Origin of the sequence: Pseudomonas sp. B1(2018), assembly GCF_003097365.1 — a bacterium.
GTDB classification, from domain to species: Bacteria; Pseudomonadota; Gammaproteobacteria; order Pseudomonadales; family Pseudomonadaceae; genus Aquipseudomonas; species Aquipseudomonas laurylsulfatiphila.
On the sequence record NZ_PYUK01000027.1, the window covers coordinates 52,655 to 74,353 of the forward strand.

Sequence of the window (21,699 nt, forward strand, 5' to 3'; positions counted from 1 at the left end):
TCATCCCTGTGGGAGCGGGCTTGCTCGCTCCCACAGGGGACGGTGTTTTTTTTGAATGAATGGTCCGTCGTGCGGACAAACATCCCATGGACAGCCGGCCGTCTCAGGCCAATGATGAAGGTCAGTGGTCTCCAGCGAGAATCGTGATCCCATGAACATTCTCTACGATGAACGCGTTGACGGCGCCTTGCCCGACGTCGACAGACAGGCACTGTTGCAGGCCCTGCAGAGCCGCTTGCCGGGCCTGGAAATCCTGCATCAGCAGGAGGAACTCAAGCCCTACGAATGCGACGGACTGTCGGCCTATCGCACCACGCCGATGCTGGTGGTGCTGCCCCGGCACATCGACGAAGTGCAAGGGGTGCTGCGCGTCTGTCATGAGCTGCACGTCCCGGTCGTCGCCCGTGGCGCCGGCACCGGTTTGTCCGGCGGTGCGCTGCCCCTTGAGAAAGGCGTGCTGCTGGTGATGGCGCGTTTCAACAACATCCTGGGTATCGACCCCGCCGCCCGTACCGCACGGGTCCAGCCGGGTGTGCGCAACCTGGCGATTTCCCAGGCGGCGGCACCGTTCGGCCTGTATTACGCGCCGGATCCGTCCTCGCAAATTGCCTGTTCGATCGGCGGCAACGTCGCGGAAAATGCCGGTGGCGTGCATTGCCTGAAGTACGGCCTGACCGTGCACAACGTGCTCAAGGTCGACATCCTCACGGTCGACGGCGAGCATTTGAGCCTGGGCTCAAACGCCCTAGACGCCCCCGGTTTCGATCTGCTGGCTCTGTTCACCGGCTCCGAAGGCCTGCTCGGGGTGATCACCGAGGTCACGGTCAAGCTGCTACCCAAACCGCAGACAGCCAAGGTATTGCTGGCGGCGTTCGACTCCGTGGAAAAAGCCGGGCGCGCCGTCGGCGACATCATTGCCGCCGGGATCATCCCCGGAGGCCTGGAAATGATGGACAACCTGGCCATCCGCGCCGCCGAGGACTTTATCCACGCCGGTTATCCGGTGGAGGCCCAGGCCATTCTGCTGTGCGAGCTCGATGGTGTTGAAGCCGATGTCTCGGATGACTGCGACCGGGTGCGCCAGGTCCTGCAACAGGCCGGTGCGACCGAGGTGCGCCAGGCCAAAGACGAAGCCGAGCGCGTACGTTTCTGGGCCGGGCGCAAGAACGCCTTCCCGGCGGTGGGTCGCCTCTCGCCGGATTATTACTGCATGGACGGCACCATCCCCCGTCGCGAACTGCCCGGCGTGCTGCACGCCATCGCCGAACTCTCAAACGAATACGGCCTGCGGGTGGCCAACGTATTCCACGCCGGCGACGGCAACATGCATCCGTTGATCCTGTTCGACGCCAATCAACCCGGGGAACTGGAGCGCGCGGAAAACCTGGGCGGCAAGATTCTGGAGCTGTGCGTGAAGGTCGGCGGCAGCATTACCGGTGAGCACGGCGTGGGTCGCGAGAAAATCAACCAGATGTGCGCGCAATTCAACAGCGATGAACTGACCCTGTTCCATGCCATCAAAGCCGCCTTCGACCCGAGCGGCCTGCTCAACCCCGGCAAGAACATTCCGACCCTGCACCGCTGCGCCGAATTCGGTGCCATGCACATACATCGCGGTCAATTGCCCTTCCCCGAGCTGGAGCGTTTCTGATGCACGGCCCTGCAGATTTCGATGACAGCCAACTGCTCCTGGAACAGGTCAATCAGGCACTGGAAAACGCTACGCCGTTGCGCATCCAGGGTTCCAACAGCAAAGGTTTTCTCGGCCGCACCACGGCCGGGGAAATTCTCGATACCCGTGCGCACCGGGGGATCGTCAGTTACGACCCGACCGAACTGGTGATCACCGCCCGTTGCGGCACGCCGCTGTCGGAGCTGGCCCAGGCACTGGATGCCGCGCAACAGATGCTGCCCTGCGAGCCGCCGTCCTTTGGCGAGGGCGCCACGGTCGGCGGCATGATCGCCTGCGGACTGTCCGGACCACGGCGCCCGTGGTCCGGCTCGGTGCGCGATTTCGTCCTCGGCACGCGGGTCATCACCGGGCAAGGCAAGCTGTTGCGCTTCGGTGGTGAGGTGATGAAAAACGTCGCCGGCTACGACCTGTCACGCCTGATGACCGGCAGTTACGGCTGCCTCGGGCTGATCACCGAAGTCTCGCTCAAAGTGCTGCCAAAACCCCGAAAAGTCCTGAGCATCAGCCTGAAAATTGACCCTGAACGCGCCTTGCTGCGCCTGGCGGAATGGGGCCAGCAACCGTTGCCGATCAGTGCGGCCTGTCACGACGGCACACACCTGCACCTGCGGCTCGAGGGCGGCGAAGGCTCGGTGGCGGCGGCCCACGAGCGCCTCGGTGGCGAACGGCTGGACGCTTCGTACTGGGAAGATCTCAACGAACAGCGCTTGAGCTTCTTCGATGAAGACCAGCCGCTTTGGCGCCTGTCACTGCCGCACAACACACCGCGCCTGTCGCTGCCGGGGCGCCAGTTGATCGACTGGGGCGGCGCCCAGCGCTGGTTGAAATCCGATGCCGAGGCGGCGTTCATCCGCCAGGTCGTCGACGAAGTCGGCGGCCATGTCACCTGCTTCAGCCACGGCCTCACCGACACCCCGTTCCAGCCCCTGCCCCCGGCCCTGATGCGCTATCACCGCAACCTCAAACAACAACTCGACCCACGGGGCATCTTCAACCCCGGACGCCTGTACGCGGAGCTTTGAACCATGCAGACGACCCTGAGTGAAAGCGCCCGCCATCTGCCCCGCGCCGCAGAAGCCGAAAGCATCCTGCGCACCTGCGTGCACTGCGGCTTCTGCAATGCGACCTGTCCGACCTATCAATTGCTCGGCGATGAACTGGACGGACCGCGGGGTCGCATCTACCTGATCAAGCAGGTGCTGGAGGGCAACGACGTCACGCAAAAGACCCAGCAACACCTGGATCGCTGCCTGTCGTGCCGCAACTGCGAAACCACCTGCCCGTCGGGCGTCGACTACCACAACCTGCTGGACATCGGTCGCGCGGTGGTCGATGCGGCGGTGCCGCGTCCGCTCGGCCAGCGCCTGTTGCGCGAAGGGTTGCGCCAGACCGTGCCGCATCCGGACCTGTTCAAGAGTCTGGTCAATGGCGGCCAGGTGTTCCGCGCACTGCTGCCGGGCACGCTGCAAAGCAAATTGCCGCGCCATGCACCACCGGCCAAGCCGCGCCCCATGACCCTGCGCGAGCGTCAGGTGCTGATGCTCGAAGGCTGCGTGCAGCCCGCCCTGTCCCCTAACACCAATGCCGCGGCGGCGCGGGTGCTGGACCGGTTGGGGATCAGCGTCATCGCGACCCGCGAAGCCGGTTGCTGCGGTGCCGTGGACTACCACCTGGACGCCCAGGCCGCCGGCCTCGATCGCGCCCGGCGCAACATCGACGCGTGGTGGCCGGGCATCGAAAAAGGCGCCGAGGCGATTGTGCAGACCGCCAGCGGTTGCGGCGCCTTCATCAAGGATTACGGCCATCTGCTCGCCAGCGACCGGGCCTATGCCGACAAGGCGAAAAAGGTCAGCGAACTGGCCCGGGACCTGGTGGAAGTGTTGCGCGACGAGCCGCTGGAAAAACTCGGGATCCACGCCTCGCAGCGCCTGGCCTTCCATTGCCCCTGCACCTTGCAGCACGGGCAGAAACTCGGCGGCGCCGTGGAAGCGCTGCTGAGCGGACTCGGTTTCAACCTGACGTCCGTGCCCGACGGGCACCTGTGCTGCGGCTCGGCGGGCACTTATTCGCTGACCCAGCCCGAGCTGTCGCGACAACTGCGCGACAACAAGCTCAATGCCCTGGAAAGCGGCCATCCCGAGGTCATCGTCACGGCCAACATCGGCTGTCAGTCGCACCTCGACGGTGCGGGCCGGACCCCGGTGCGGCACTGGATCGAACTGGTCGAAGCCGCCCTGCCTTAACCGAATCCCGGAGATGCCCATGAACCGCAAAGCCGTGCTGAGCCAGACCGAAGTCCAGCAGATCATCAAAGCCGCCCGTGCCGAAGCACAGGCCAATCAATGGGCCGTGACCATAGTGGTGGTCGATGACGGCGGCCACCCGCTGGCCCTCGAACGCCTCGATGGTTGCGCACCGAGCAGTGCGTATATCGCTACCGAAAAGGCCCGTACCTCGGCCCTCGGGCGACGCGAATCGAAAAGCTATGAGGACATGGTCAACAGTGGGCGCTACGCTTTTCTGTCAGCACCGCTGCTGACTTCGCTCGAGGGTGGCGTGCCGATTGTTTTCGATGGCCAGGTGATTGGGGCTGTCGGGGTGTCGGGCGTCAAGCCTGAGCAGGATGCGCAGGTGGCGAAGGCCGGGGCGCAGTGCGTGAAATGAGATTTTGGCATCACCCTAAATCCCTGTGGGAGCGGGCTTGCTCGCGATGGCGGAGTGTCATTCAACATAGATGTCGACTGGTCTGCCGCTATCGCGGGCAAGCCCGCTCCCACAGGGTCCGTGTTCAACCAGACGAAAGGAATTCCGCCGATGACCCGTCTAACAGCCAAAGACTTCGCTCCGGAACTGCTGGAACTCTACGACTACTACGCCCACGGCAAGATCAATCGCCGGGAGTTTCTCGACCGCGCGGCGTTGTTCACCTTCGGAGGTTTGACCGCCGGTGCCCTGCTCGCCGCGCTTAGCCCCAACTACGCGCTGGCCGAGCAAGTCGAGTTCACCGATCCGGACATCATTGCCGAGTACGTCACCTACCCTTCGCCCAAGGGCCACGGCCAGGTACGGGCTTATCTGGTGCGCCCGGCCAAGGCCACCGGCAAGGTGCCGGCGGTGGTGGTCGTGCATGAAAACCGCGGGCTCAACCCGTACATCGAAGACGTGGCCCGGCGTGTGGCCAAGGCCGGTTTCATCGCCCTGGCCCCGGACGGCCTGACCTCGGTCGGCGGTTATCCCGGCAATGACGACAAGGGCCGCGAGCTTCAGGCCACGGTCGACCCGGAAAAGCTGATGAACGACTTTTTCGCCGCCGTCGAGTGGATGATGAAACACCCCGCCGCCACTGGAAAAGTCGGCATCACCGGGTTCTGCTACGGCGGTGGCGTGACCAACGCCGCCGCCGTGGCCTATCCGGAACTGGGCGCCGCCGTGTCGTTTTATGGTCGTCAGCCAACGGCCGAGGAAGTGCCCCGGATCAAGGCACCGGTGATGCTGCACTACGGCGAATTGGATACGCGGATCAACGAGGGCTGGCCGACCTACGAGAAAGCGTTGAAGGCCGGGGGCAAGACCTATGAGGCCTACATTTATCCAGGCTGCAATCATGGTTTCCACAACGATTCGACGCCGCGTTATGACGAGGCGGCGGCGAAGCTGGCGTGGGAGCGGACGTTGGGGTGGTTTAGAAAGTATCTGGTTTGAAGTACTCGGCCAGCAGGGCCGGCCCCTTCGCGGGCAAGCCCGCTCCCACAGGGTCCTGAGTCGTTCACAGAAATGTGCTTCGACTCAGCCCCCTGTGGGAGCGGGCTTGCTCGCGAAGGCGGCTTCAGGGCTGCCGACGTTACTTCGGCTGAGCCACCGTCCGCAAATACGGCTTCAGTGTCTTGAAGCCATCCGGGTATTTCTTCTTCGCATCTTCATCAGACACCGAAGTCGGGATGATCACATCCTCACCCGGCCGCCAGTTCACCGGCGTGGCAACGGTGTGCCTGGCATTCAGTTGCAGAGAATCGAGCAGGCGCAGCACTTCATCGAAATTGCGCCCGGCGCTCATCGGGTAGATCAGCATGGCCTTGACCTTCTTGTCCGGGCCGACGATGAAAACCGAACGCACCGTGGCGTTGTCCACGGCTGTGCGCGCGCCGCCGCTGGCATTGGGGTGGATCATGTCGTAGAGCTTGGCCACCACCAGGTTTTCATCGCCGATCAGTGGATAGTTGACCGCGCAGCCCTGAGTCTCGGCGATGTCGCCGACCCAACGGTTGTGGTCGCTGACCGGGTCGACGCTGAGGCCGATGACCTTGGTGTTGCGCTTGTCGAATTCGGGCTTGAGTTTGGCCAGGTAGCCCAGTTCAGTGGTGCACACCGGGGTGAAATCCTTGGGGTGGGAAAACAGGATGGCCCACCCGTCGCCGATCCATTGGTGAAAATTGAGCGTGCCTTCGGTGGTTTCGGCGGTGAAATCCGGTGCTTCGTCGCCAATGCGGATAGCCATGTTCGATCTCCTTGCAGTGATGGACAGGGACGCCGTCAGGGCAACGAATGCGCTTTCAACGGCATGGACGCGGACAGTATAGGAGAGGTTGCGCAACTCGCCGGCTGCGCTAGTCCACCAGCGCAATCAGCTGCTGACGCTGGGCATCGGTCAGCATCGGGCCGAATCCGGCCCGGGCATTTTCCGCCATGTAGCGCGGGTTGCCGGTGCCCGGAATCACACAGGTCACCGCTGAATGCGACAACAGGAACTTCAGTGCCAGCTGCGGCCAGCTCTTGACCCCGACTTGCGCCGCCCAGCCTGGTAGCGGTTTGTCTTTCAGCCTGGCCAACAGGCCGCCACCGCCGAACGGCCGATTGCAGATCACCGCCACACCCCGTTCACGGCACAGCGGCAGCAAGCGTTTCTCGGCGCCGCGATCATCCAGGGCGTAGTTGATCTGCAGGAAATCCAGCGGCTCGGCCTTGAGTACCGCTTCCACTTCGTCGTAGGCCGAGGCTGTGTAATGGGTGATGCCGATGTAGCGGATGCGCCCCTGTTCTTTCCAGTGGCGCAGCGTCGGCAAGTGCGTCTGCCAGTCCAGCAGGTTGTGGATCTGCATCAGGTCGATCCGGTCGGTTTGCAACAGGGCGAAGGATTGTTCCATCTGCGCGATGCCTTCCTCGCGCCCGCGGGTCCACACCTTGGTGGCCAGGAACGCCGGCGAGCGCGGTTCATGGATCGACAGCAATTCGCCGGTGGTCTGTTCGGCGCGACCGTACATCGGCGAGCTGTCGATCAGCTTGCCACCCTTGTCGAACAACGCATCCAGTACCGCGGGCAAGTCCTTGTAGGCCGGTTGCGAAGGCTCGACGTCGAATCCGCGATAAGTGCCCAAGCCTACGATCGGCAAGGACTCGTTGCTGGAAGGAATGGCGCGAGTCTGCATGGTCTTGCCTCCTGTTCCCGTCGACGGCGCGGGTTGCGCACCCACCGGACCGAACGTGAAGACCGCCGAAGCGCCGGCAGCCAGCGTGAGAATTTCTCTACGGGTGTAACCCTCAGGATGGCTCATAAAACGCTTCTCACCAGTCGTTCGGGTCCGGCCTGTTGCACCGACACGGCGGATAACCCGCGCCATGGGTCGATTGACTACACTCACAAGGCCCTGCGGCGCCAGCCACTTTCAAACCCCGAGCCGTCAATGCCGCCCACTAACGTTAGTCGAATGTCGCGCACCCTGGTGTTACTCGTTGTCATCGTCGCTGCGTTGTACCTGGCGCTGTGCGTGGCGCTGTTCGTGTTTCAGCGGGCGCTGATCTATTACCCGCAACCGCGCGCCGTTGGTGCAGCCGGGACGCTGCTCACCCTGCCGGTCGCCGACGCACGGGTGCTGGTGTCCATCCGGCCCCACGAAGGCCCGAATGCGCTGATCTACTTTGGCGGCAACGCCGAAGACGTCTCGCGCAACTTGCCCGGGTTCACCCAGGCGTTCCCTGACTACGCGCTGTATCTGCTGCATTACCGTGGTTTTGGCGGCAGTTCCGGGTCGCCTTCCGAAGAGGCCATCGCCCGCGACGCCTTGACCTTGTTCGACCAGGTGTATGCCAGTCATTCGCATGTGGCGGTGGTCGGACGCAGCCTGGGGTCGGGTGTCGCCGTGCGCCTGGCCAGCCAGCGCCCGGCCGCGCGACTGGTGTTGATCACGCCCTACAACAGCCTCCAGGGGCTGGCCGCCCGTCAGTTTCGCTGGTTTCCGGTGCGCTGGTTGCTGAAGGACAAATACCCGTCCTGGCAGTACGCCGGCCGCATCGCGGTGCCGACGGTCTTGATAGCGGCCGAGCATGATGAAGTGATTCCGCGTTCGAGCACCGAGCGGTTGTACACACACTTTGCCAAAGGCGTGGCGTCGTTGCAGGTGATACCGGGGACGGGGCATAACTCGATCGGCGAAAGCCCTGAGTACTTGAAGGCGCTGGGAGATGGGTTGTAGCAAGCAAGGTAGAACATACCTGTGATCTGTGATCTGTGATCTGTGATCTGTGATCTGTGATCTGTGATCTGTGGCGAGGGAGCTTGCTCCCTCGCCACAGCAAGCTCCCTCGCCACAGCAAGCTCCCTCGCCACAGCAAGCTCCTTCGCCTCAGCAAGCCCCCCTTGCACGGCTTGCAGATCAAAACCGCGGCTTGACCGCCTTCCACTCCGGTTTGTATCGCTGCATCTGCTTCACGTCATCGCGTTGGCGAATGCCGCACGTCAGGTATTGGTCATGCAGCTTGCCCAACTGGTCGTGGTCAAGTTCCAGCCCCAGGCCCGGGGCGCGGGTGATTTTCACGCAGCCATCGACAATCGGCAGCTTGCCGCCCTTGATCACCTCTTCGTCGGGCTCCTGCCAGGGGTAATGGGTGTCGCAGGCGAAATCCAGGTTCGGCACCGCAGCGGCGACATGCGCCATGGCCATCAGGCTGATGCCCAGGTGAGAATTGGAATGCATCGACACCCCAAGACCAAAGGTTTCGCACATTTTCGCCAACGCCTGCGTGTCGCGCAGGCCACCCCAATAATGGTGGTCGGCGAGGACAATCTGCACGCTGTCCTGTGCCACGCTGCGGCGGAACTCGTCGAAATCGGTGACCACCATGTTGGTTGCCAGGGGCAAACCGGTGCGCTTGTGCAGTTCGGCCATGCCCTCCAGGCCCGGCGTCGGGTCTTCGTAATACTGCAGGTCATCACCGAGCAGTTCGGCCATGCGGATCGAGGTTTCCAATGACCAGTTGCCGTTCGGATCAATACGCAGCGGGTAACCGGGGAAGGCCTTCTTCAGTGCCTTGATGCACGAAACCTCATGCTCGGGCGGCAAGGTGCCGGCCTTGAGCTTGATGCTCTTGAAGCCGTAGGCCTCGATCATCCGCCGCGCCTGGGCAACGATCTGCTCTTCGGTCAGGGCCTCGCCCCAACTGTCGGGCTTGTAGGGTGAATCGACGTGCTGCGCGTACTTGAAGAACAGGTAGGCGCTGAACGGAATCTCCTCGCGAATGGCCCCGCCCAGCAAGTCCACCAAGGGCACATTCAGGGAGTGCGCCTGCAAATCCAGGAACGCCACTTCGAAAGCCGAATAAGCATTGCTCACGGCTTTGCTGGCATGGGAGCCCGGCGCCAGTTCGGCACCGGCAATACTCGCCGGTTTGTTCGCCGCCACTGTGGCCTGGACGATGGCACGCAACTGATTGAGGTTGAACGGGTCAAGGCCGATCAATTGCGTTTGCAGTTGCTGCTGGATCGCCAGCGCCGGAGCGTCGCCATAACTTTCACCCAGGCCGATGTAGCCGTTGTCGCTCTCGATCTCGATGATCGAGCGCAGCGCGAAGGGTTCGTGGATGCCGCTGGCATTGAGCAAGGGCGGATCACGGAAGGCGATGGGCGTGACAGTGACTCGTTTGATTTTCAAGAGGCGGCTCCCGTTGGATCAGTTTTCAGGGCTGGATGACTGCTGGGCTTTTTTGCCGGTGTGCCTTCGGCCGCGTGGCCGGTCAACGCACGGAGGGCATCGCCACGGGGGGCGGTGCGGGCGAAAAAGATCACGATGGCGGCGACCAGCGAAGTGGCGGCCAGGCCGTAGAGCCCGCCTTCGATGGAGCCGGTGGTCTGCTCCAGGAAACCGAAGGTGGTCGGCGCGACGAAGCCACCGAGGTTACCGATGGAGTTGATCAGGGCGATCACCGCCGCGGCGATCCGGGCATCGAGATAGCCCTGGGGAATCGGCCAGAACAACGCCGAGGCGGCCTTGAAGCCGATGGCGGCAAAACAGATGGCGACGAAGGCAAAGACCGGGCCGCCGGTGGTGGACATGAACATGCCGAACGCCGCGATCACCAGCGTCACCGCGACCCAGGCCTGTTGGTGCTTCCATTTGCTGGCCATGGCCGCGAAGCCATACATCGCGACGATGGAAATGATCCACGGAATCGAGTTGAACAGGCCGACCTGGAAGTCGCCGAGGTTGCCCATTTTCTTGATCATGCTCGGCAGCCAGAACGTGGCACCGTAGATGGTCAGGGCGATGGAAAAGTAGATGAAGCAGAACAGCAGGATCTGTCGGTCGGCCAGCAGTTTGAAGATCGAGGGTTTGACCCCCTGCGTGGCTTCGCGAGCCTGTTGCTCCTGAGCGATCGCGTCGATCAGCGCGGTTTGCTCTTCGTCGCTCAGCCACTTGGCTTGCCGTGGGTGGGATTGCAGCCAGAACCAGACGAACCCGCAGAGCACGATGGATGCAAAGCCTTCGATCAGGAACATCCACTGCCAACCGTGCAGGCTCAAGCCGCTGACGTTGAGCAGTGCACCGGACACCGGACCGGAAATCACCGAGGCAATGGCCGAACCGCTGAGGAAAATCGCCATCGCCTTGCCGCGCTCGGTCGACGGTAGCCATTGGGTGAAGTAGTAAATGATGCCGGGGAAAAAACCCGCTTCGGCGGCGCCTAGTATGAAGCGCAGCACGTAGAAACTGGTTTCGCCACGGACAAACGCCATGGCCATCGCGGCGGCGCCCCAGGTGAACATGATCCGCGTCAGCCAGGCGCGGGCACCGTAGCGTTGCAGCAGCAAGTTGGACGGCACTTCGAAGATGGCGTACCCGATAAAGAACAGCCCTGCACCCAGGCCGTAGGCGGCGGCGCCAATGCCCAGGTCGGTTTCCAGGTGGCTGCGCACGAAGCCGATATTGACCCGGTCGATGTAGTTGACGATGAACATCACCACGAACAGCGGCAGTACATGGCGCTTGACCTTGGCGGCGGCGCGGGCGAGCACATTCGGGTCTGGCGGACTCTGGAGGGTATTCAAGGGGCGACTCCCGATCATTATTTTTTTGGGGATAGCTCTAGGGATAGCTTTGGGGATGACGTTGGGCATTGCGTCAGACGTGGCCCGATCATGGACGCGAGTATTGATCCCGTCTAATCTAACTTTGCATTCGATTGATACCTGGATTAGATCAATGTTCGAACTGACTCAACTGCGATGTTTCACCACCGTGGCAACCGAACTGAATTTCCGCCGCGCCGCCGAACGGCTGAACATGACCCAACCGCCTCTCAGCCGACAGATTCAGTTGCTGGAACATCACCTGGGCGTCGAACTCTTCACCCGCAGCACCCGCAGCGTCGCGCTCACCGCCGCCGGCCGGGCCTTCTTCATCGAAGCCCAGAACCTGCTGGAGCGCGCCCAGCAAGCGGCCGTGACGGCCCGGCGATTCGCCGAGGGCGACATCGGTTCGGTCAATATCGGTTTCGTCGGTAGCGCGGTCTACGAGTTCCTGCCCAAGGTCATCGCCGAGGCGCGACTCAAACAGCCCCACGTCAAAATCGACCTGTCGGAGATGAACACCTACCAGCAACACGAAGCCTTGCGCGCACGCCGCATCGACCTCGGCATCGCCCGGGCGCCGCTGCTGGAACCGGGCTACTCCACCGAATGCCTGGTGCGCGAGCCGTTCGTGCTGGCGGTGCCGAGTACGCACAGCCTGGCCAGTGCCGAATCGGTATCAGTCCAGGACCTCGATGGGCAACCGTTCCTGATGTACTCCCACGCGGCTTACCCGCCGTTCAACGAACTGCTGACCGGCATGCTGCGCTCGGCCCGCGTCGCCCCGGATTACGTGCAGTGGCTCGGCTCGTCATTGACCATCCTGGCACTGGTCAACGCCGCCATGGGCCTGGCCCTGGTGCCGCGTTGCGCGACCAGTGTGGTGTTCAGGAACGTGGTGTTCCGCGATATCGATCTGGGCGAAGGCGTGCAGAGCGAGTTGCACCTGATCTGGCGTGAGAACAACGACAACCCGGCGTTTGCGATGTTGCTGGACGGGATCCGGCGCGCGGTGCGGGACGGATGGGGGGGTGTAGATCCGGCTTGAAAAACCCTCTATCAGACACACACCTGTGGCGAGGGAGCTTGCTCCCGCTGGACTGCGCAGCAGGCCCTGCTTTTCGGATAAAGAGCTGGGGTCGCTTCGCAACCCAACGGGAGCAAGCTCCCTCGCCACAGAAAAGCGCCCTTTCAGAGCTGAACAGACGTGCAAGGTTATATGACCGTTAATCCGAGAATTCGCCAACGACCAATAAAAACATATTTTTATGCCTATATTGATATTGTCGAACGTTCCCACTCTCAGAGGGTGCCGTCATGAATATCAAAACCCTGGCTTTGCTCCTGCTGGCTTTCTGTGCGCAACCGGTCTGGAGCCAGACGCCTGCCGCTTCACCCGCCGCTGCCGACAGCCCCGCGCTGACCACGCGCCTGGCCGAGCGTGACCTTTGGGTCGAACACATTTTCTGGATCAGAAACTACGCACTGGCCAATCAATCCGCCGATCAGAAACAGGCCAAAGTCGCAGCCGATCAGGTGGTCGACAACGCCACAAAAATCGCCAACAGCATCGCCCCGCTCTACGGCCAACCGGCGGCGGATCAACTGCTCAAGCTGCTTGCCGGCCATTGGGGCGCGGTGAAACACTACAGCGATGCCACCGTTGCCAAGGACGCCAAGGGCAAGCAGGCCGCCGTCACCGAGCTGACCAGCAATGCCAAGGCGATTGCGGCGTTCCTGGCCACGGCGAACCCCAATCTGCCTGAGGCGACACTGGTGACGATGTTGTCAGCCCACGGCGGCCACCACATCACCCAGATCGATGAGTTCGCGGCACATGATTACGCCGGCGAAGCCCGTACTTGGGCGATGATGCGCACGCACATCCTGGCCCTGGCCGATGCGTTGACCGGCGCGCTGGTCAAGCAATTCCCGGACAAGTTCTGATATCGCGCGAGGCTATCCCATGCTGGAAGGACTGGGCCGAACACAGCAAGACCTGCTCAATGCGCTGCTGCACCATGCCGGCGGCATGAGCATTGACGAGTTGGCTGAACACCTGGCCGTCACGCGCACCGCGATTCGCCAACACCTGGCGGCGCTGGAGCGTGACGGCCTGGTGCTGCGCGGCGACACCCGCCCGACGGGGCGTCGTCCGGAGCAGCTGTATCGGCTCACCGACCACGCACGGGAGCAATTCCCTCGCCACTATCAGCTACTGGCCAGCGTCCTGATCGATGAAGTCGCCGCTATCATCGGCCCCGAAGCCCTGGCTTCGCTGATGCGCAGCATGGGCCGCAAACTGGCGCTGGACCGCGAACAACAGGTCGTCGACGAAGCCAGAATCGTCCAGCACATGAACCAGGCGGGCTACGAAGCCGAGGTGTTTTTTCGCTCGGGCGACACGCCGGAAATCGTCGCGCATAACTGCGTGTTCCATCGCCTGGCCGCCGAGCATCCGGTGGTGTGCGAACTGGACCTGGCCTTGATCGGCGCGTTGGGCGGCGGTGAAGTCGAGCACAGCGAGTGCATGGTGCGCGGCGGGCATGTCTGTCGCTTCAGGCTGCGACCGACAGAAAGCCCGGAGCCGCCACTCGGAGATTGACCTTACAGCTCGACCATCTGCATGTTCGCTTTGAGAAACCCCATCAACTCGGCTGCCGCCGGCGACAGGCTGTGCCCCTTGCGGCACAGGATGCCGATCTGGCGTTCCACCCGTGGTTCGGACAGTGGCAGGAACACCAGTTTCTCGTTGCCCTGCGGGAACGCCAGGGACGGCAGCGTCGTGATGCCGATGCCCTCTTCCAGCATCGCGATCAGCGAAATCATGTTGGAGACGAACAGCAGACTGCTGTCCAGCAACCCCGCCGCGTCCGTGCCTGCGAGCAAGCGCGAGGTGCCATTGCGCACCAGCGGATAGGCTTGCAGGCTCGACCAATGCAAGGCCTCGCCGTTGGCCACCAATGGATGATCATGGCGGCAGACCACGCCCACCCGATCACTCAGGATCGGCACGAACTCAATGTTTTCGTCCGCTGTCCACACGCTGCTGATCGCAAAATCCACCTGCCCCTGGACCAACAACTGCTGGACGCTGTCGGCATTGCCATCCTGCATGCTGATCTGCATTTTCGGGTGCTCGCCGACAAACCGTGCGAGCAGATGCGGCAGCAATCGACTGGCCACCGACGGCACCGTCGCGATGCTCACCTGACCGATTTCATGCCGCGCGAGCAAGCTGACTTCGCGGGCGATGCGGTCGTGATGCGCCAGTAAATCCTGGAACAGCGGCAAGCAGTGCTCGCCGAATGGCGTCAGTTCGGTTTTACCGCCCTTTTCGAATAATGGCTGGCCGAGCTTCTGCTCCAGCTCGCGCACCGCCAGGGACAGCGCCGGTTGCGTGCGATAGGCCTGCCTTGCCGCGCCGTGAAAGCTTTTCAGCTGGGCAACCAGGACGAAATAGCGCAGTTGGGTGATCTTCAGCTCGGGCAACATGGTTAGTTTTCCTTATCGTTTCATATTTATTATTAATTTTTATTTGCAGAGTAATACTCTCAAGATGGGGCCAACGCAATCGGAGGTTCCCATGGCACTGCAACCCTGCAAAAACTACATCGGCGGCAACTGGTGCGAAGGCCAGGGCGTCATCGCCAACCACAGCCCTTCGGATGTTCAAGACCTCATTGGCCATTACCATCAGGCCAGCACCGAACAGACGCTGGATGCCATCGCCGCCGCCCGCGACGCCCAGCCGCAATGGGCTGCCAGCGGCCTGGAACAGCGCCAGCAGGTGTTGATGGCCATCGGCAACGAGTTGATGGCGCGCAAGGAAGAACTCGGCGAATTGCTCTCCCGGGAAGAAGGCAAGCCGCTGGCCGAGGGCATTGGCGAGGTCAATCGCTCCGCGCAGTTCTTCCACTACTACGCCGCTGAAGTGCTGCGCCAGATGGGCGAGACAGCCGCGTCGGTACGCCCCGGCATCGAGATCGAAGTCCAGCGTGAACCGGTGGGCGTGGTCGGCATCATCACGCCATGGAATTTCCCCATGGCCACCGCCGCGTGGAAGATTGCCCCGGCCCTGGCCTTTGGCAATGCCGTGGTGTTCAAACCGGCCAACCTGGTGCCGGCCAGCGCCTGGGCCCTGACTGAAATCATCAGCCGCCAGGCCCTGCCCGCCGGCACCTTCAACCTGGTCATGGGCAGTGGCGCAGTAGTCGGTGAAAGCCTGATCCAGTCCGCCGACATCGACGCGTTGACCTTCACCGGTTCCCTGCAAACCGGTCGCCGCGTCGCGGTTGCCACCGCCAGTAATCTGGTGCGTTGCCAACTGGAAATGGGCAGCAAGAACGCCTTGGTGGTGCTCGATGACGCCGACCTTGAAATCGCCGTGGAATGCGCGTTGAACGGCGCCTTCTTCGGCACCGGGCAAAAGTGCACGGCCTCTTCGCGATTGATCGTCTGCGACGGCATCCATGACCGTTTCGTCGAAGCGCTGGTGGCGCGCATGCGTCAATTGAAGGTCGGTCATGCCCTGCAACAAGGCACGCAGATCGGCCCGGTGGCCGAAGCCCGACAACTGGAACAGAACCTCCATTACCTGCAACTGGCCGAAGACGAAGGCGCGACCCTGGTCGAGGGCGGCCAATTGCTGAACCTGCAACCGGCCGGGCACTACATGCGCCCCGCCCTGTTCACCAACAGTCACAACCACATGCGCATCAACCGCGAGGAAGTCTTCGGGCCGATTGCCTGCGTGATCCGGGTCAGCGATTACGAAGAAGCCCTCGCCGTGTTGAACGACACCGAATACGGCCTCACCGCAGGGATCATCACCCAGTCACTGCGTTATGCCAGCGACTTCAAGCGTCGGGCCCGCACCGGTTGCGTCATGGTCAACCTGCCCACCGCCGGCACCGACTACCACGTGCCGTTCGGCGGCCGCAAAGCCTCCAGCTTCGGGCCACGGGAGCAAGGGCAATACGCCCGCGAGTTCTACACCGTGGTCAAGACCACCTACGTGCGACCTTGAACGGGAGATCGGCATGCACGACTTATTGATGATCGACGGCCTGCAATATTCCCACTGGAGCGAAGCGATCTTTCGCCAGATGCAGGAAGGTGGCCTGAGCGCGGTACACGCCACCATCGCCTACCACGAGAACGCCCGGGAAACCCTGTCGCGAATCGGCGAGTGGAACCGCCGCTTCGAAACCTGGCCCGAGCTGATTCGTCCGGTCCGCGAGGCTTCGGACATTCGCCTGGCGCATCAGGAAGGCCGCGTCGGGATTTTCTTCGGTTTCCAGAACTGCTCGCCGATTGAAGACGACATCAGCCTGGTGGAGGTTTTCCGCCAGCTCGGCGTGCTGATCATGCAGCTCACCTACAACAACCAGAGCCTGCTGGCCAGCGGTTGCTACGAGGCCGAAGACAATGGCATCAGCCGTTTCGGCCGCCAGGTGATCCGTGAGATGAACCGCGTCGGCATGCTGATCGACATGTCCCACAGCGCCGAGCGCAGCACCCTGGAAGCCATCGAGCTGTCGAGCCGGCCGGTGATCGTCTCCCATGCCAACCCGTCGAGTTTCCACGCGGCCAAACGCAACAAGTCCAACGCGGTATTGCGCGGTATCGCCGAGTCCGGCGGCCTGCTGGGTTTCAGCACGTACCCCTTCCACCTCAAGGGAGCGTCGGGCTGCACCCTGGAATCGTTCTGCGACATGGTCGCCAGCACCGCGGAATTGATGGGCGTCGAACACATCGGCATCGGCACCGACCTGTGCCAGCAACAACCCCTGCAAGTGCTCGAATGGATGCGCAACGGGCGCTGGAGCAAAGACAAGGATTACGGCGAAGGATCAAAGGACAACGCCAACTGGCCGGCACCGTTGCAATGGTTCCGCGACAGCCGGGATTTCCCGGTCATCGCCCAGGGCCTGCGCGACCGGGGATTCGCCGAGGACGAGGTACGCAACATCATGGGACTCAACTGGTTGCGCCTGCTGGAAAACGCTACGACGGCGCAAAACTGACTCTTGATCGACACCGTGAGGACAGCATGAAAAATAACAACAATAGCCTCCCGTTCATCTCCCCGACCGGCGATGCACAGCCCCAGGCGCGTATTTTGGAGGCATCATGAAAATATCCGACTCCCTGCAAGCCGACGTCCAGCCACTGGACCTTGCACCGCCGAAAAAAGACATCGACTGGCCGCTGTTCTTGATCAGCGGCGGCTTCCTCGGCGCCTTCCTGATCGCGGCACTGATCGACATCGATGGCGTATCGCTGCTGGTGAACACGTTGTTCGCCTGGTCGACGAAGTTCTTCGGCTTGTACTGGCAGATCCTGATGCTGGCGACCTTCGCCATGAGCCTGTTCATCTGCTTCAGCAAATGCGGACGGGTACGCCTGGGCGGCGTCGACCAGCGCCCCGATACCAGCACCTTCAACTGGATCGCCGTGATCATGTGCGCCCTGCTCGCCGGGGGCGGTGCCTTCTGGGCGGCAGCGGAACCGATGATGCACTTCGCCAGTCCGCCACCGCTGTTCGCCGGGGTGCAACCGCACACCGAAGCCGCCGCACACGTTGCGCTCGCGCAATCGTTCGTGCACTGGGGCTTTCTCGCCTGGGCGGTGCTGGGCAGCCTGCTGGCCATCGTGCTGATGCATTTGCATTACGACAAAGGCCTGCCGCTGGCGCCGCGTACCCTGCTCTATCCGTTGTTCGGTGAACGCGCGCTCAAGGGTCCGATCGGCACCCTGGCGGACGCCACCTCGATCATCGCCGTCGTCGCCGGCACCATCGGCCCGATCGGTTTCCTCGGCCTGCAAATCAGCAGTGCGTTGCACTCGGTGTGGGGCATTCCCAACGACCTGGTGGTGCAGTCCATCACCATCGTGCTGGTCACCGTGATGTACACCATCTCCTGCCTGGTCGGGCTGGAGGGGATCCGGTTCGTCAGCGGGATCAACGTCTGGCTGATGATCGGCCTGGCGGTGTTCATGGTGCTGCTGGGGCCCACCGCTTTCATTCTCGGCGGCTTTCCCACCGCGTTCGCCTTGCACCTGGAGCAGTTCATTCCGATGACCCTGTTCCGCGCCGACCCGAAATGGCTCGACTGGTGGACGGTGTTCTACTGGGGCTGGTTCATTGGCTACGCGCCGATGGTCGCCCTGTATGTGGCGAAGATTTCCCGTGGCCGGACCATCCGCGAAGTGATCATGACCCTGTCGATCATCGCACCGCTGGTGACCATGTTCTGGTTCACCATCGTCGGCGGCGCTGGCATCGGCATGGAGTTGCAGACGCCGGGCATCGTCACCGCCCACGGCGCGCAGCCCGAGGACCTGCTGCTGGGCGTGACCCAGAACCTGCCCCTGGGTGGACTGATCTCGGCGCTGTTCCTGTTCCTGAGCTTCATCTCGGTGGCCACCAACGGCGATGCGATGGCGTTCACCGTGGCAATGGCGATGTCCAGTAATGACAAGCCGAAACCATGGCTGAGGGCCTTCTGGGCGATCGGCATGGGCCTGGCCGCGGTGGTGTTGATCACCATCGGTTCGGGCGGGGTCACGGCGCTGCAATCCTTTATCGTGATTACTGCCGTACCGGTTTCGCTGCTGATCCTGCCGTCGCTCTGGGATGCACTGCGCATCGCCCGGCAGATGGCTCGCGAACAGGCAGTCTGATGATGAACAGTTCAGGAATCGCAATGATGTCGCACACCGACACAGACACCGCCTCGGCCTTGCGGCCCGCCGCTCGGGTCATGGACCTGGAGCGGCTGGGCAGCCACTTTCAAAGCCGCTTGAGTTTCGTGCGCAGCAGCATGCGGCGGATGATGAACGAGCAGTGGCGCATCCAGCGCACCTGCTTCGACCTGGATGCCGAGGGCTTCGGCACGGCGATCTACCGCATCGACACCGCCAGTGCCCACTATCACTGCGTGATTTTTTCGATGTACCTGCCGCCGGAAAAACGCAGCGACCGGGTCATCGCCGATCAATGGGACGTCAGTTTTGTCCTGCTTGCCGGTGATGTCGACGAACAGCAGTTGGCCGACTTGCGACGCAATGTACCGCAACAGGAAGCCGGGCGTTTTGATTCGCGAGTGCTGGTGCTGTCACGGGCCAACCGTAGCCTGCGCAACTTCGAGCGTTTTCTTGAGGCGCTGGCCGAAGGCTGTCAGCCAGACCCGCGGCAACTGGCCGAGGTCGGCTACCTGTATCGCACCACCGCGGTGTACGGCAACGGCAAGTTCGGCATCGCCGACTTCAGTTGCCTGCAAGGCACGGCGGACTTCACGCAACCCTTCAGCGCCCAGATGTTTACCGTGTACCTGTTGCGGCATTTCAGCATCGAGCAGATCGAACACATGGCCCGGGCGCGCAACCCGCAGCGGGCGGTGGGTCTGGACCCTGCCCTGCAGCGTTACCTTGGGGTCGGCAATTCCACGGGGTTGGGCATGGCGCCGTTCCTGATCAATCACCCGCAACTGGTCAACCAATGGCTGTGGGCCAGGGAAACCGCACTGGCACAGGTTGTGGCGCAAGCGGCTGACCTGCCTCATGCCCAGCGCTTTCAGGCGTTGCTGCTGCGGGCCCGCCGGCACTTGCAGCAAACCAGCACCGAGGACCAACGGCAAAGCGCCATCGACCTGCAAACACTGGTCGATCTCGAACAACTGGCCGGGTGGTTCGCGGGCCAGTCCGTCAACGCCGGTTTGTGGTCGCAACTGCAAGCCTGGGCCGAAGTGAACGTCGGCGTCGGTTGCCAGGAACTGCTGGTCAGCCTGCTGCTGGAGTTGTACCCCGAACAGGTCGATCCGTTGGCCGAGCAGATGTCGGTCAACGAGGGGTTCCGCCTGAACGCCGAGATGCCCTTGGATGAGCTGTGCGATCTCATCGAGACCCAGTACCGCTGGGCGCTCGATTACGACTTGAGCGGCGCCGAGGCCAACCACTTTTTCTGGTATCGCTCGGCGGAAAAGGAAGAACCACGCCTGGGTGAACGGGCCATGGAGCCAGGTGCCGAGAAAGAAATGCAGTTGGGGATCGCGCACAACATTCAACGTTGTCATCGGGCCCTGCTTGCCTACCGCGAGCAACACCCACGGCAATTGACCGCGCACTTTTTGCTGGCGCTACCGCAGTTCAAAGGCACGGTCTGTCGCCTGCAGGGCATGGCCCGCGGCGCCTTCGGGGAGATCCGCGCCAACCTGATGGACCGCAGCATGCTGCCGATCCACTTGCTGCGCTGCAAGCTGGCGTTCTTCGGCGCCGGCAAGTTCGACCCCAAGTCCAGCCGCTGGGTGCGCATCACCCTGTTCCAGGGGGCACCGCTGGTCAGCGAGATCGGCCAGCCGTTCGCTGACGACTGGAATTTCGCCGTCATGCCTGAACTGACCAACGCTGCCGGAGCACTCTGAAATGCGTGTATCGCTCAATGAAATCCAGGTGATCTGCCGCAAGGCCTTCGAAGGCATCGGTTTTGCACCCGGTGATTGCGACGACGCCGCCGAGATGATTGCCAGGCTGCAACAGCAAGGCCTCGACGGTGTCGGTGCGCTGAAAAAGGCGTTGGACTTCCTTCACGATGAAGTCGATCGCCCCATCGAAACCTGCTACGAAGACGCCACGCAACTGATCCTCGATGCCCATGGCCAGAGCGTATTGCGCTGCGCCGCTCAGGCCATCGAACTGGGGGTGGCCAAGGCCTTGCGCGGCGGCAGTGCGCTGATCCGCATCCGCCATTGCCACAACCGCGTTCTGCTGCTGGGCTACCTGGCGCGCTGTGCCGGAGAAGGTCTGAATTTTTGTGTGTACTGGCGTGATGCCCGGCAGGAACTGGTGGCCACCTTCAGCGCGGGCCACCCCGGCCCGGCCTTGCGGGTCTATGACCTGCCGCAACCGGCGCAGGGCGACGAGCAAAGCATCAACGTGCTGATGTCTCGGAACTTCGCGCTCCTGCCACGCCTGAGTGCCGAAGACGCGGCCCCGACGTTTGAACACAGTCAGCCAACACCCGCGGGCGGGCTGCAGGTCGATGATGAAGTCTGGGCCCAGTTGAAGAAACTGGGTGAACGGGTGCTGGTGGAAAGCACCGAAGAATCCCGTCGCCGTGGAGCCGGCGAAGGCAGCGACGCTCGGTAAACCCCTCAAACCCGCATCAGGAAGCATCAATGAAACAGGTGATCAAGACCGACCTCTTTGCCTCGCGCGCGCCACTGGAATGGGCGGTTGTCGGCAACGGCACGCTGTACACCGCGCAAATCCCCATCGACCGCCAGGGCCAGGTGGTGAGCGGCGGCATCGAAGCGCAAACCCGGCAGACCCTGGACAACCTGCGCCACACCCTGCAAGCCGCCGGCAGCTCACTGGATGCGGTCACCCAGGTGTTGATCTACGTCACTGACCGCAGCTATCTGGCAACCGTGAATGCGGTCTACGCCGAGTACTTCCAGGCGCCCTACCCAAACCGCGCCGCCATGGTCGTAGCAGGCCTGGCCCGGGAAGAAATGCTGGTGGAGCTGGTGGTGTACGCCTGCGTGGATTAATCGATTCAGGACCGCAGCGGGTCACTGGTGTACACAAAACCTGTGGGAGCGGGCTTGCTCGCGAAGGCGGTGTGTCAGGTAGCATCCATGTCGTCTGACACGCCGCCTTCGCG

20 protein-coding genes are annotated in these 21,699 nt (G+C 62.5%); 15 read left to right on the top strand and 5 right to left on the bottom strand.

Annotation, left to right across the window (positions count from 1 at the left end; genetic code table 11):
* Positions 1 to 151: 151 nt before the first annotated feature.
* From glcD to yghX, 5 genes are all read left to right on the top strand, one after another.
* A complete protein-coding gene (gene glcD / locus C9422_RS29500) occupies positions 152 to 1,651 on the top strand; it encodes a glycolate oxidase subunit GlcD (RefSeq protein ID WP_116583067.1) in 1,500 nt (499 codons plus the stop codon).
* On the top strand, positions 1,651 to 2,715 hold the full coding sequence (glcE, locus tag C9422_RS29505; RefSeq protein ID WP_116583068.1) for a glycolate oxidase subunit GlcE: 1,065 nt from the start codon (positions 1,651 to 1,653) through the stop codon (positions 2,713 to 2,715). The genes glcD and glcE overlap by 1 nt, the downstream gene beginning before the upstream one ends.
* 3 nt (positions 2,716 to 2,718) lie before the next feature.
* On the top strand, positions 2,719 to 3,936 hold the full coding sequence (gene glcF, locus C9422_RS29510) for a glycolate oxidase subunit GlcF (RefSeq protein WP_116583069.1): 1,218 nt from the start codon (positions 2,719 to 2,721) through the stop codon (positions 3,934 to 3,936).
* 19 nt (positions 3,937 to 3,955) lie between these two features.
* A complete protein-coding gene (locus tag C9422_RS29515; protein WP_116583070.1) occupies positions 3,956 to 4,357 on the top strand; it encodes a heme-binding protein in 402 nt (133 codons plus the stop codon).
* A gap of 150 nt (positions 4,358 to 4,507) precedes the next feature.
* The gene (yghX, locus tag C9422_RS29520; RefSeq protein ID WP_116583071.1) at positions 4,508 to 5,395 is read left to right on the top strand and encodes a YghX family hydrolase; all 888 of its coding nucleotides are present in this window, start codon (positions 4,508 to 4,510) and stop codon (positions 5,393 to 5,395) included.
* A 139-nt stretch (positions 5,396 to 5,534) separates the two neighbouring features.
* Here yghX and C9422_RS29525 read toward each other — a convergent pair whose 3' ends face one another.
* Both C9422_RS29525 and C9422_RS29530 read right to left on the bottom strand, forming a co-directional pair.
* Positions 5,535 to 6,188 carry a peroxiredoxin gene (locus C9422_RS29525; RefSeq protein ID WP_007975239.1) on the bottom strand — a complete coding sequence of 218 codons (654 nt, stop codon included), beginning with the start codon at positions 6,186 to 6,188 and terminating at the stop codon, positions 5,535 to 5,537.
* A 109-nt stretch (positions 6,189 to 6,297) separates the two neighbouring features.
* The gene (locus C9422_RS29530) at positions 6,298 to 7,242 is read right to left on the bottom strand and encodes an aldo/keto reductase (protein WP_165824824.1); all 945 of its coding nucleotides are present in this window, start codon (positions 7,240 to 7,242) and stop codon (positions 6,298 to 6,300) included.
* 129 nt (positions 7,243 to 7,371) lie between these two features.
* Here C9422_RS29530 and C9422_RS29535 point away from each other — a divergent pair, with 129 nt between their 5' ends.
* Positions 7,372 to 8,160, top strand: coding sequence for an alpha/beta hydrolase (locus C9422_RS29535; RefSeq protein WP_116583072.1), 789 nt, complete (start codon positions 7,372 to 7,374; stop codon positions 8,158 to 8,160).
* Between the two features lie 180 nt (positions 8,161 to 8,340).
* Here C9422_RS29535 and C9422_RS29545 read toward each other — a convergent pair whose 3' ends face one another.
* Complete coding sequence (locus C9422_RS29545; protein ID WP_116583073.1) at positions 8,341 to 9,615, bottom strand: glucarate dehydratase family protein; 1,275 nt, start codon at positions 9,613 to 9,615, stop codon at positions 8,341 to 8,343.
* Complete coding sequence (locus C9422_RS29550; protein ID WP_116583074.1) at positions 9,612 to 11,009, bottom strand: MFS transporter; 1,398 nt, start codon at positions 11,007 to 11,009, stop codon at positions 9,612 to 9,614. Before C9422_RS29550 ends, C9422_RS29545 begins: the two co-directional genes overlap by 4 nt.
* Positions 11,010 to 11,163: 154 nt before the next feature.
* Between C9422_RS29550 and C9422_RS29555 the strand changes: the two genes are divergently transcribed.
* The 3 genes from C9422_RS29555 to C9422_RS29570 all read left to right on the top strand — a co-directional run bounded on the left by C9422_RS29555 (position 11,164) and on the right by C9422_RS29570 (position 13,635).
* Positions 11,164 to 12,078, top strand: a complete 915-nt coding sequence (locus C9422_RS29555) for a LysR substrate-binding domain-containing protein (RefSeq protein WP_116583075.1) — start codon at positions 11,164 to 11,166, stop codon at positions 12,076 to 12,078.
* Positions 12,079 to 12,347: 269 nt separating this feature from the next.
* Entirely contained in the window at positions 12,348 to 12,977 is a 630-nt protein-coding gene (locus C9422_RS29565) for a hypothetical protein (RefSeq protein WP_007975236.1), read from the top strand.
* Between the two features lie 19 nt (positions 12,978 to 12,996).
* Positions 12,997 to 13,635, top strand: coding sequence for a metalloregulator ArsR/SmtB family transcription factor (locus C9422_RS29570; protein ID WP_116583076.1), 639 nt, complete (start codon positions 12,997 to 12,999; stop codon positions 13,633 to 13,635).
* Positions 13,636 to 13,637: 2 nt separating this feature from the next.
* Here C9422_RS29570 and C9422_RS29575 read toward each other — a convergent pair whose 3' ends face one another.
* Positions 13,638 to 14,525, bottom strand: coding sequence for a LysR family transcriptional regulator (locus tag C9422_RS29575; RefSeq protein ID WP_116583077.1), 888 nt, complete (start codon positions 14,523 to 14,525; stop codon positions 13,638 to 13,640).
* 91 nt (positions 14,526 to 14,616) lie between these two features.
* Here C9422_RS29575 and C9422_RS29580 point away from each other — a divergent pair, with 91 nt between their 5' ends.
* The 6 genes from C9422_RS29580 (at position 14,617) to C9422_RS29605 (ending at position 21,586) form a co-directional block, all read left to right on the top strand.
* Positions 14,617 to 16,059: an aldehyde dehydrogenase family protein gene (locus C9422_RS29580; RefSeq protein WP_116583078.1), complete on the top strand. Its 1,443-nt coding sequence runs from the start codon at positions 14,617 to 14,619 to the stop codon at positions 16,057 to 16,059.
* Between the two features lie 13 nt (positions 16,060 to 16,072).
* Positions 16,073 to 17,059 (top strand): dipeptidase, encoded by a 987-nt coding sequence (locus C9422_RS29585; RefSeq protein WP_102675029.1) that lies wholly within the window; start codon positions 16,073 to 16,075, stop codon positions 17,057 to 17,059.
* Positions 17,060 to 17,165: 106 nt separating this feature from the next.
* Positions 17,166 to 18,719, top strand: coding sequence for a BCCT family transporter (locus tag C9422_RS29590; RefSeq protein WP_116583079.1), 1,554 nt, complete (start codon positions 17,166 to 17,168; stop codon positions 18,717 to 18,719).
* Between the two features lie 23 nt (positions 18,720 to 18,742).
* Positions 18,743 to 20,458 carry a hypothetical protein gene (locus C9422_RS29595; RefSeq protein ID WP_116583080.1) on the top strand — a complete coding sequence of 572 codons (1,716 nt, stop codon included), beginning with the start codon at positions 18,743 to 18,745 and terminating at the stop codon, positions 20,456 to 20,458.
* A gap of 1 nt (position 20,459) precedes the next feature.
* Positions 20,460 to 21,182, top strand: a complete 723-nt coding sequence (locus C9422_RS29600; RefSeq protein ID WP_116583081.1) for a DUF3726 domain-containing protein — start codon at positions 20,460 to 20,462, stop codon at positions 21,180 to 21,182.
* A gap of 29 nt (positions 21,183 to 21,211) precedes the next feature.
* Positions 21,212 to 21,586 carry a RidA family protein gene (locus tag C9422_RS29605; protein ID WP_116583082.1) on the top strand — a complete coding sequence of 125 codons (375 nt, stop codon included), beginning with the start codon at positions 21,212 to 21,214 and terminating at the stop codon, positions 21,584 to 21,586.
* Positions 21,587 to 21,699 lie beyond the last annotated feature (113 nt).

Bases quoted from the DNA above. Each gene is read 5' to 3' on its own strand.
- glcD (WP_116583067.1), top strand. From the start codon at position 152: ATGAACATTCTCTACGATGAACGCGTTGACGGCGCCTTGCCCGACGTC.
- glcE (WP_116583068.1), top strand. From the start codon at position 1,651: ATGCACGGCCCTGCAGATTTCGATGACAGCCAACTGCTCCTGGAACAG.
- glcF (WP_116583069.1), top strand. From the start codon at position 2,719: ATGCAGACGACCCTGAGTGAAAGCGCCCGCCATCTGCCCCGCGCCGCA.
- C9422_RS29515 (WP_116583070.1), top strand. From the start codon at position 3,956: ATGAACCGCAAAGCCGTGCTGAGCCAGACCGAAGTCCAGCAGATCATC.
- yghX (WP_116583071.1), top strand. From the start codon at position 4,508: ATGACCCGTCTAACAGCCAAAGACTTCGCTCCGGAACTGCTGGAACTC.
- C9422_RS29525 (WP_007975239.1), bottom strand. From the start codon at position 6,188: ATGGCTATCCGCATTGGCGACGAAGCACCGGATTTCACCGCCGAAACC.
- C9422_RS29530 (WP_165824824.1), bottom strand. From the start codon at position 7,242: ATGAGCCATCCTGAGGGTTACACCCGTAGAGAAATTCTCACGCTGGCT.
- C9422_RS29535 (WP_116583072.1), top strand. From the start codon at position 7,372: ATGCCGCCCACTAACGTTAGTCGAATGTCGCGCACCCTGGTGTTACTC.
- C9422_RS29555 (WP_116583075.1), top strand. From the start codon at position 11,164: ATGTTCGAACTGACTCAACTGCGATGTTTCACCACCGTGGCAACCGAA.
- C9422_RS29565 (WP_007975236.1), top strand. From the start codon at position 12,348: ATGAATATCAAAACCCTGGCTTTGCTCCTGCTGGCTTTCTGTGCGCAA.
- C9422_RS29570 (WP_116583076.1), top strand. From the start codon at position 12,997: ATGCTGGAAGGACTGGGCCGAACACAGCAAGACCTGCTCAATGCGCTG.
- C9422_RS29575 (WP_116583077.1), bottom strand. From the start codon at position 14,525: ATGTTGCCCGAGCTGAAGATCACCCAACTGCGCTATTTCGTCCTGGTT.
- C9422_RS29580 (WP_116583078.1), top strand. From the start codon at position 14,617: ATGGCACTGCAACCCTGCAAAAACTACATCGGCGGCAACTGGTGCGAA.
- C9422_RS29585 (WP_102675029.1), top strand. From the start codon at position 16,073: ATGCACGACTTATTGATGATCGACGGCCTGCAATATTCCCACTGGAGC.
- C9422_RS29590 (WP_116583079.1), top strand. From the start codon at position 17,166: ATGAAAATATCCGACTCCCTGCAAGCCGACGTCCAGCCACTGGACCTT.
- C9422_RS29595 (WP_116583080.1), top strand. From the start codon at position 18,743: ATGATGTCGCACACCGACACAGACACCGCCTCGGCCTTGCGGCCCGCC.
- C9422_RS29600 (WP_116583081.1), top strand. From the start codon at position 20,460: ATGCGTGTATCGCTCAATGAAATCCAGGTGATCTGCCGCAAGGCCTTC.
- C9422_RS29605 (WP_116583082.1), top strand. From the start codon at position 21,212: ATGAAACAGGTGATCAAGACCGACCTCTTTGCCTCGCGCGCGCCACTG.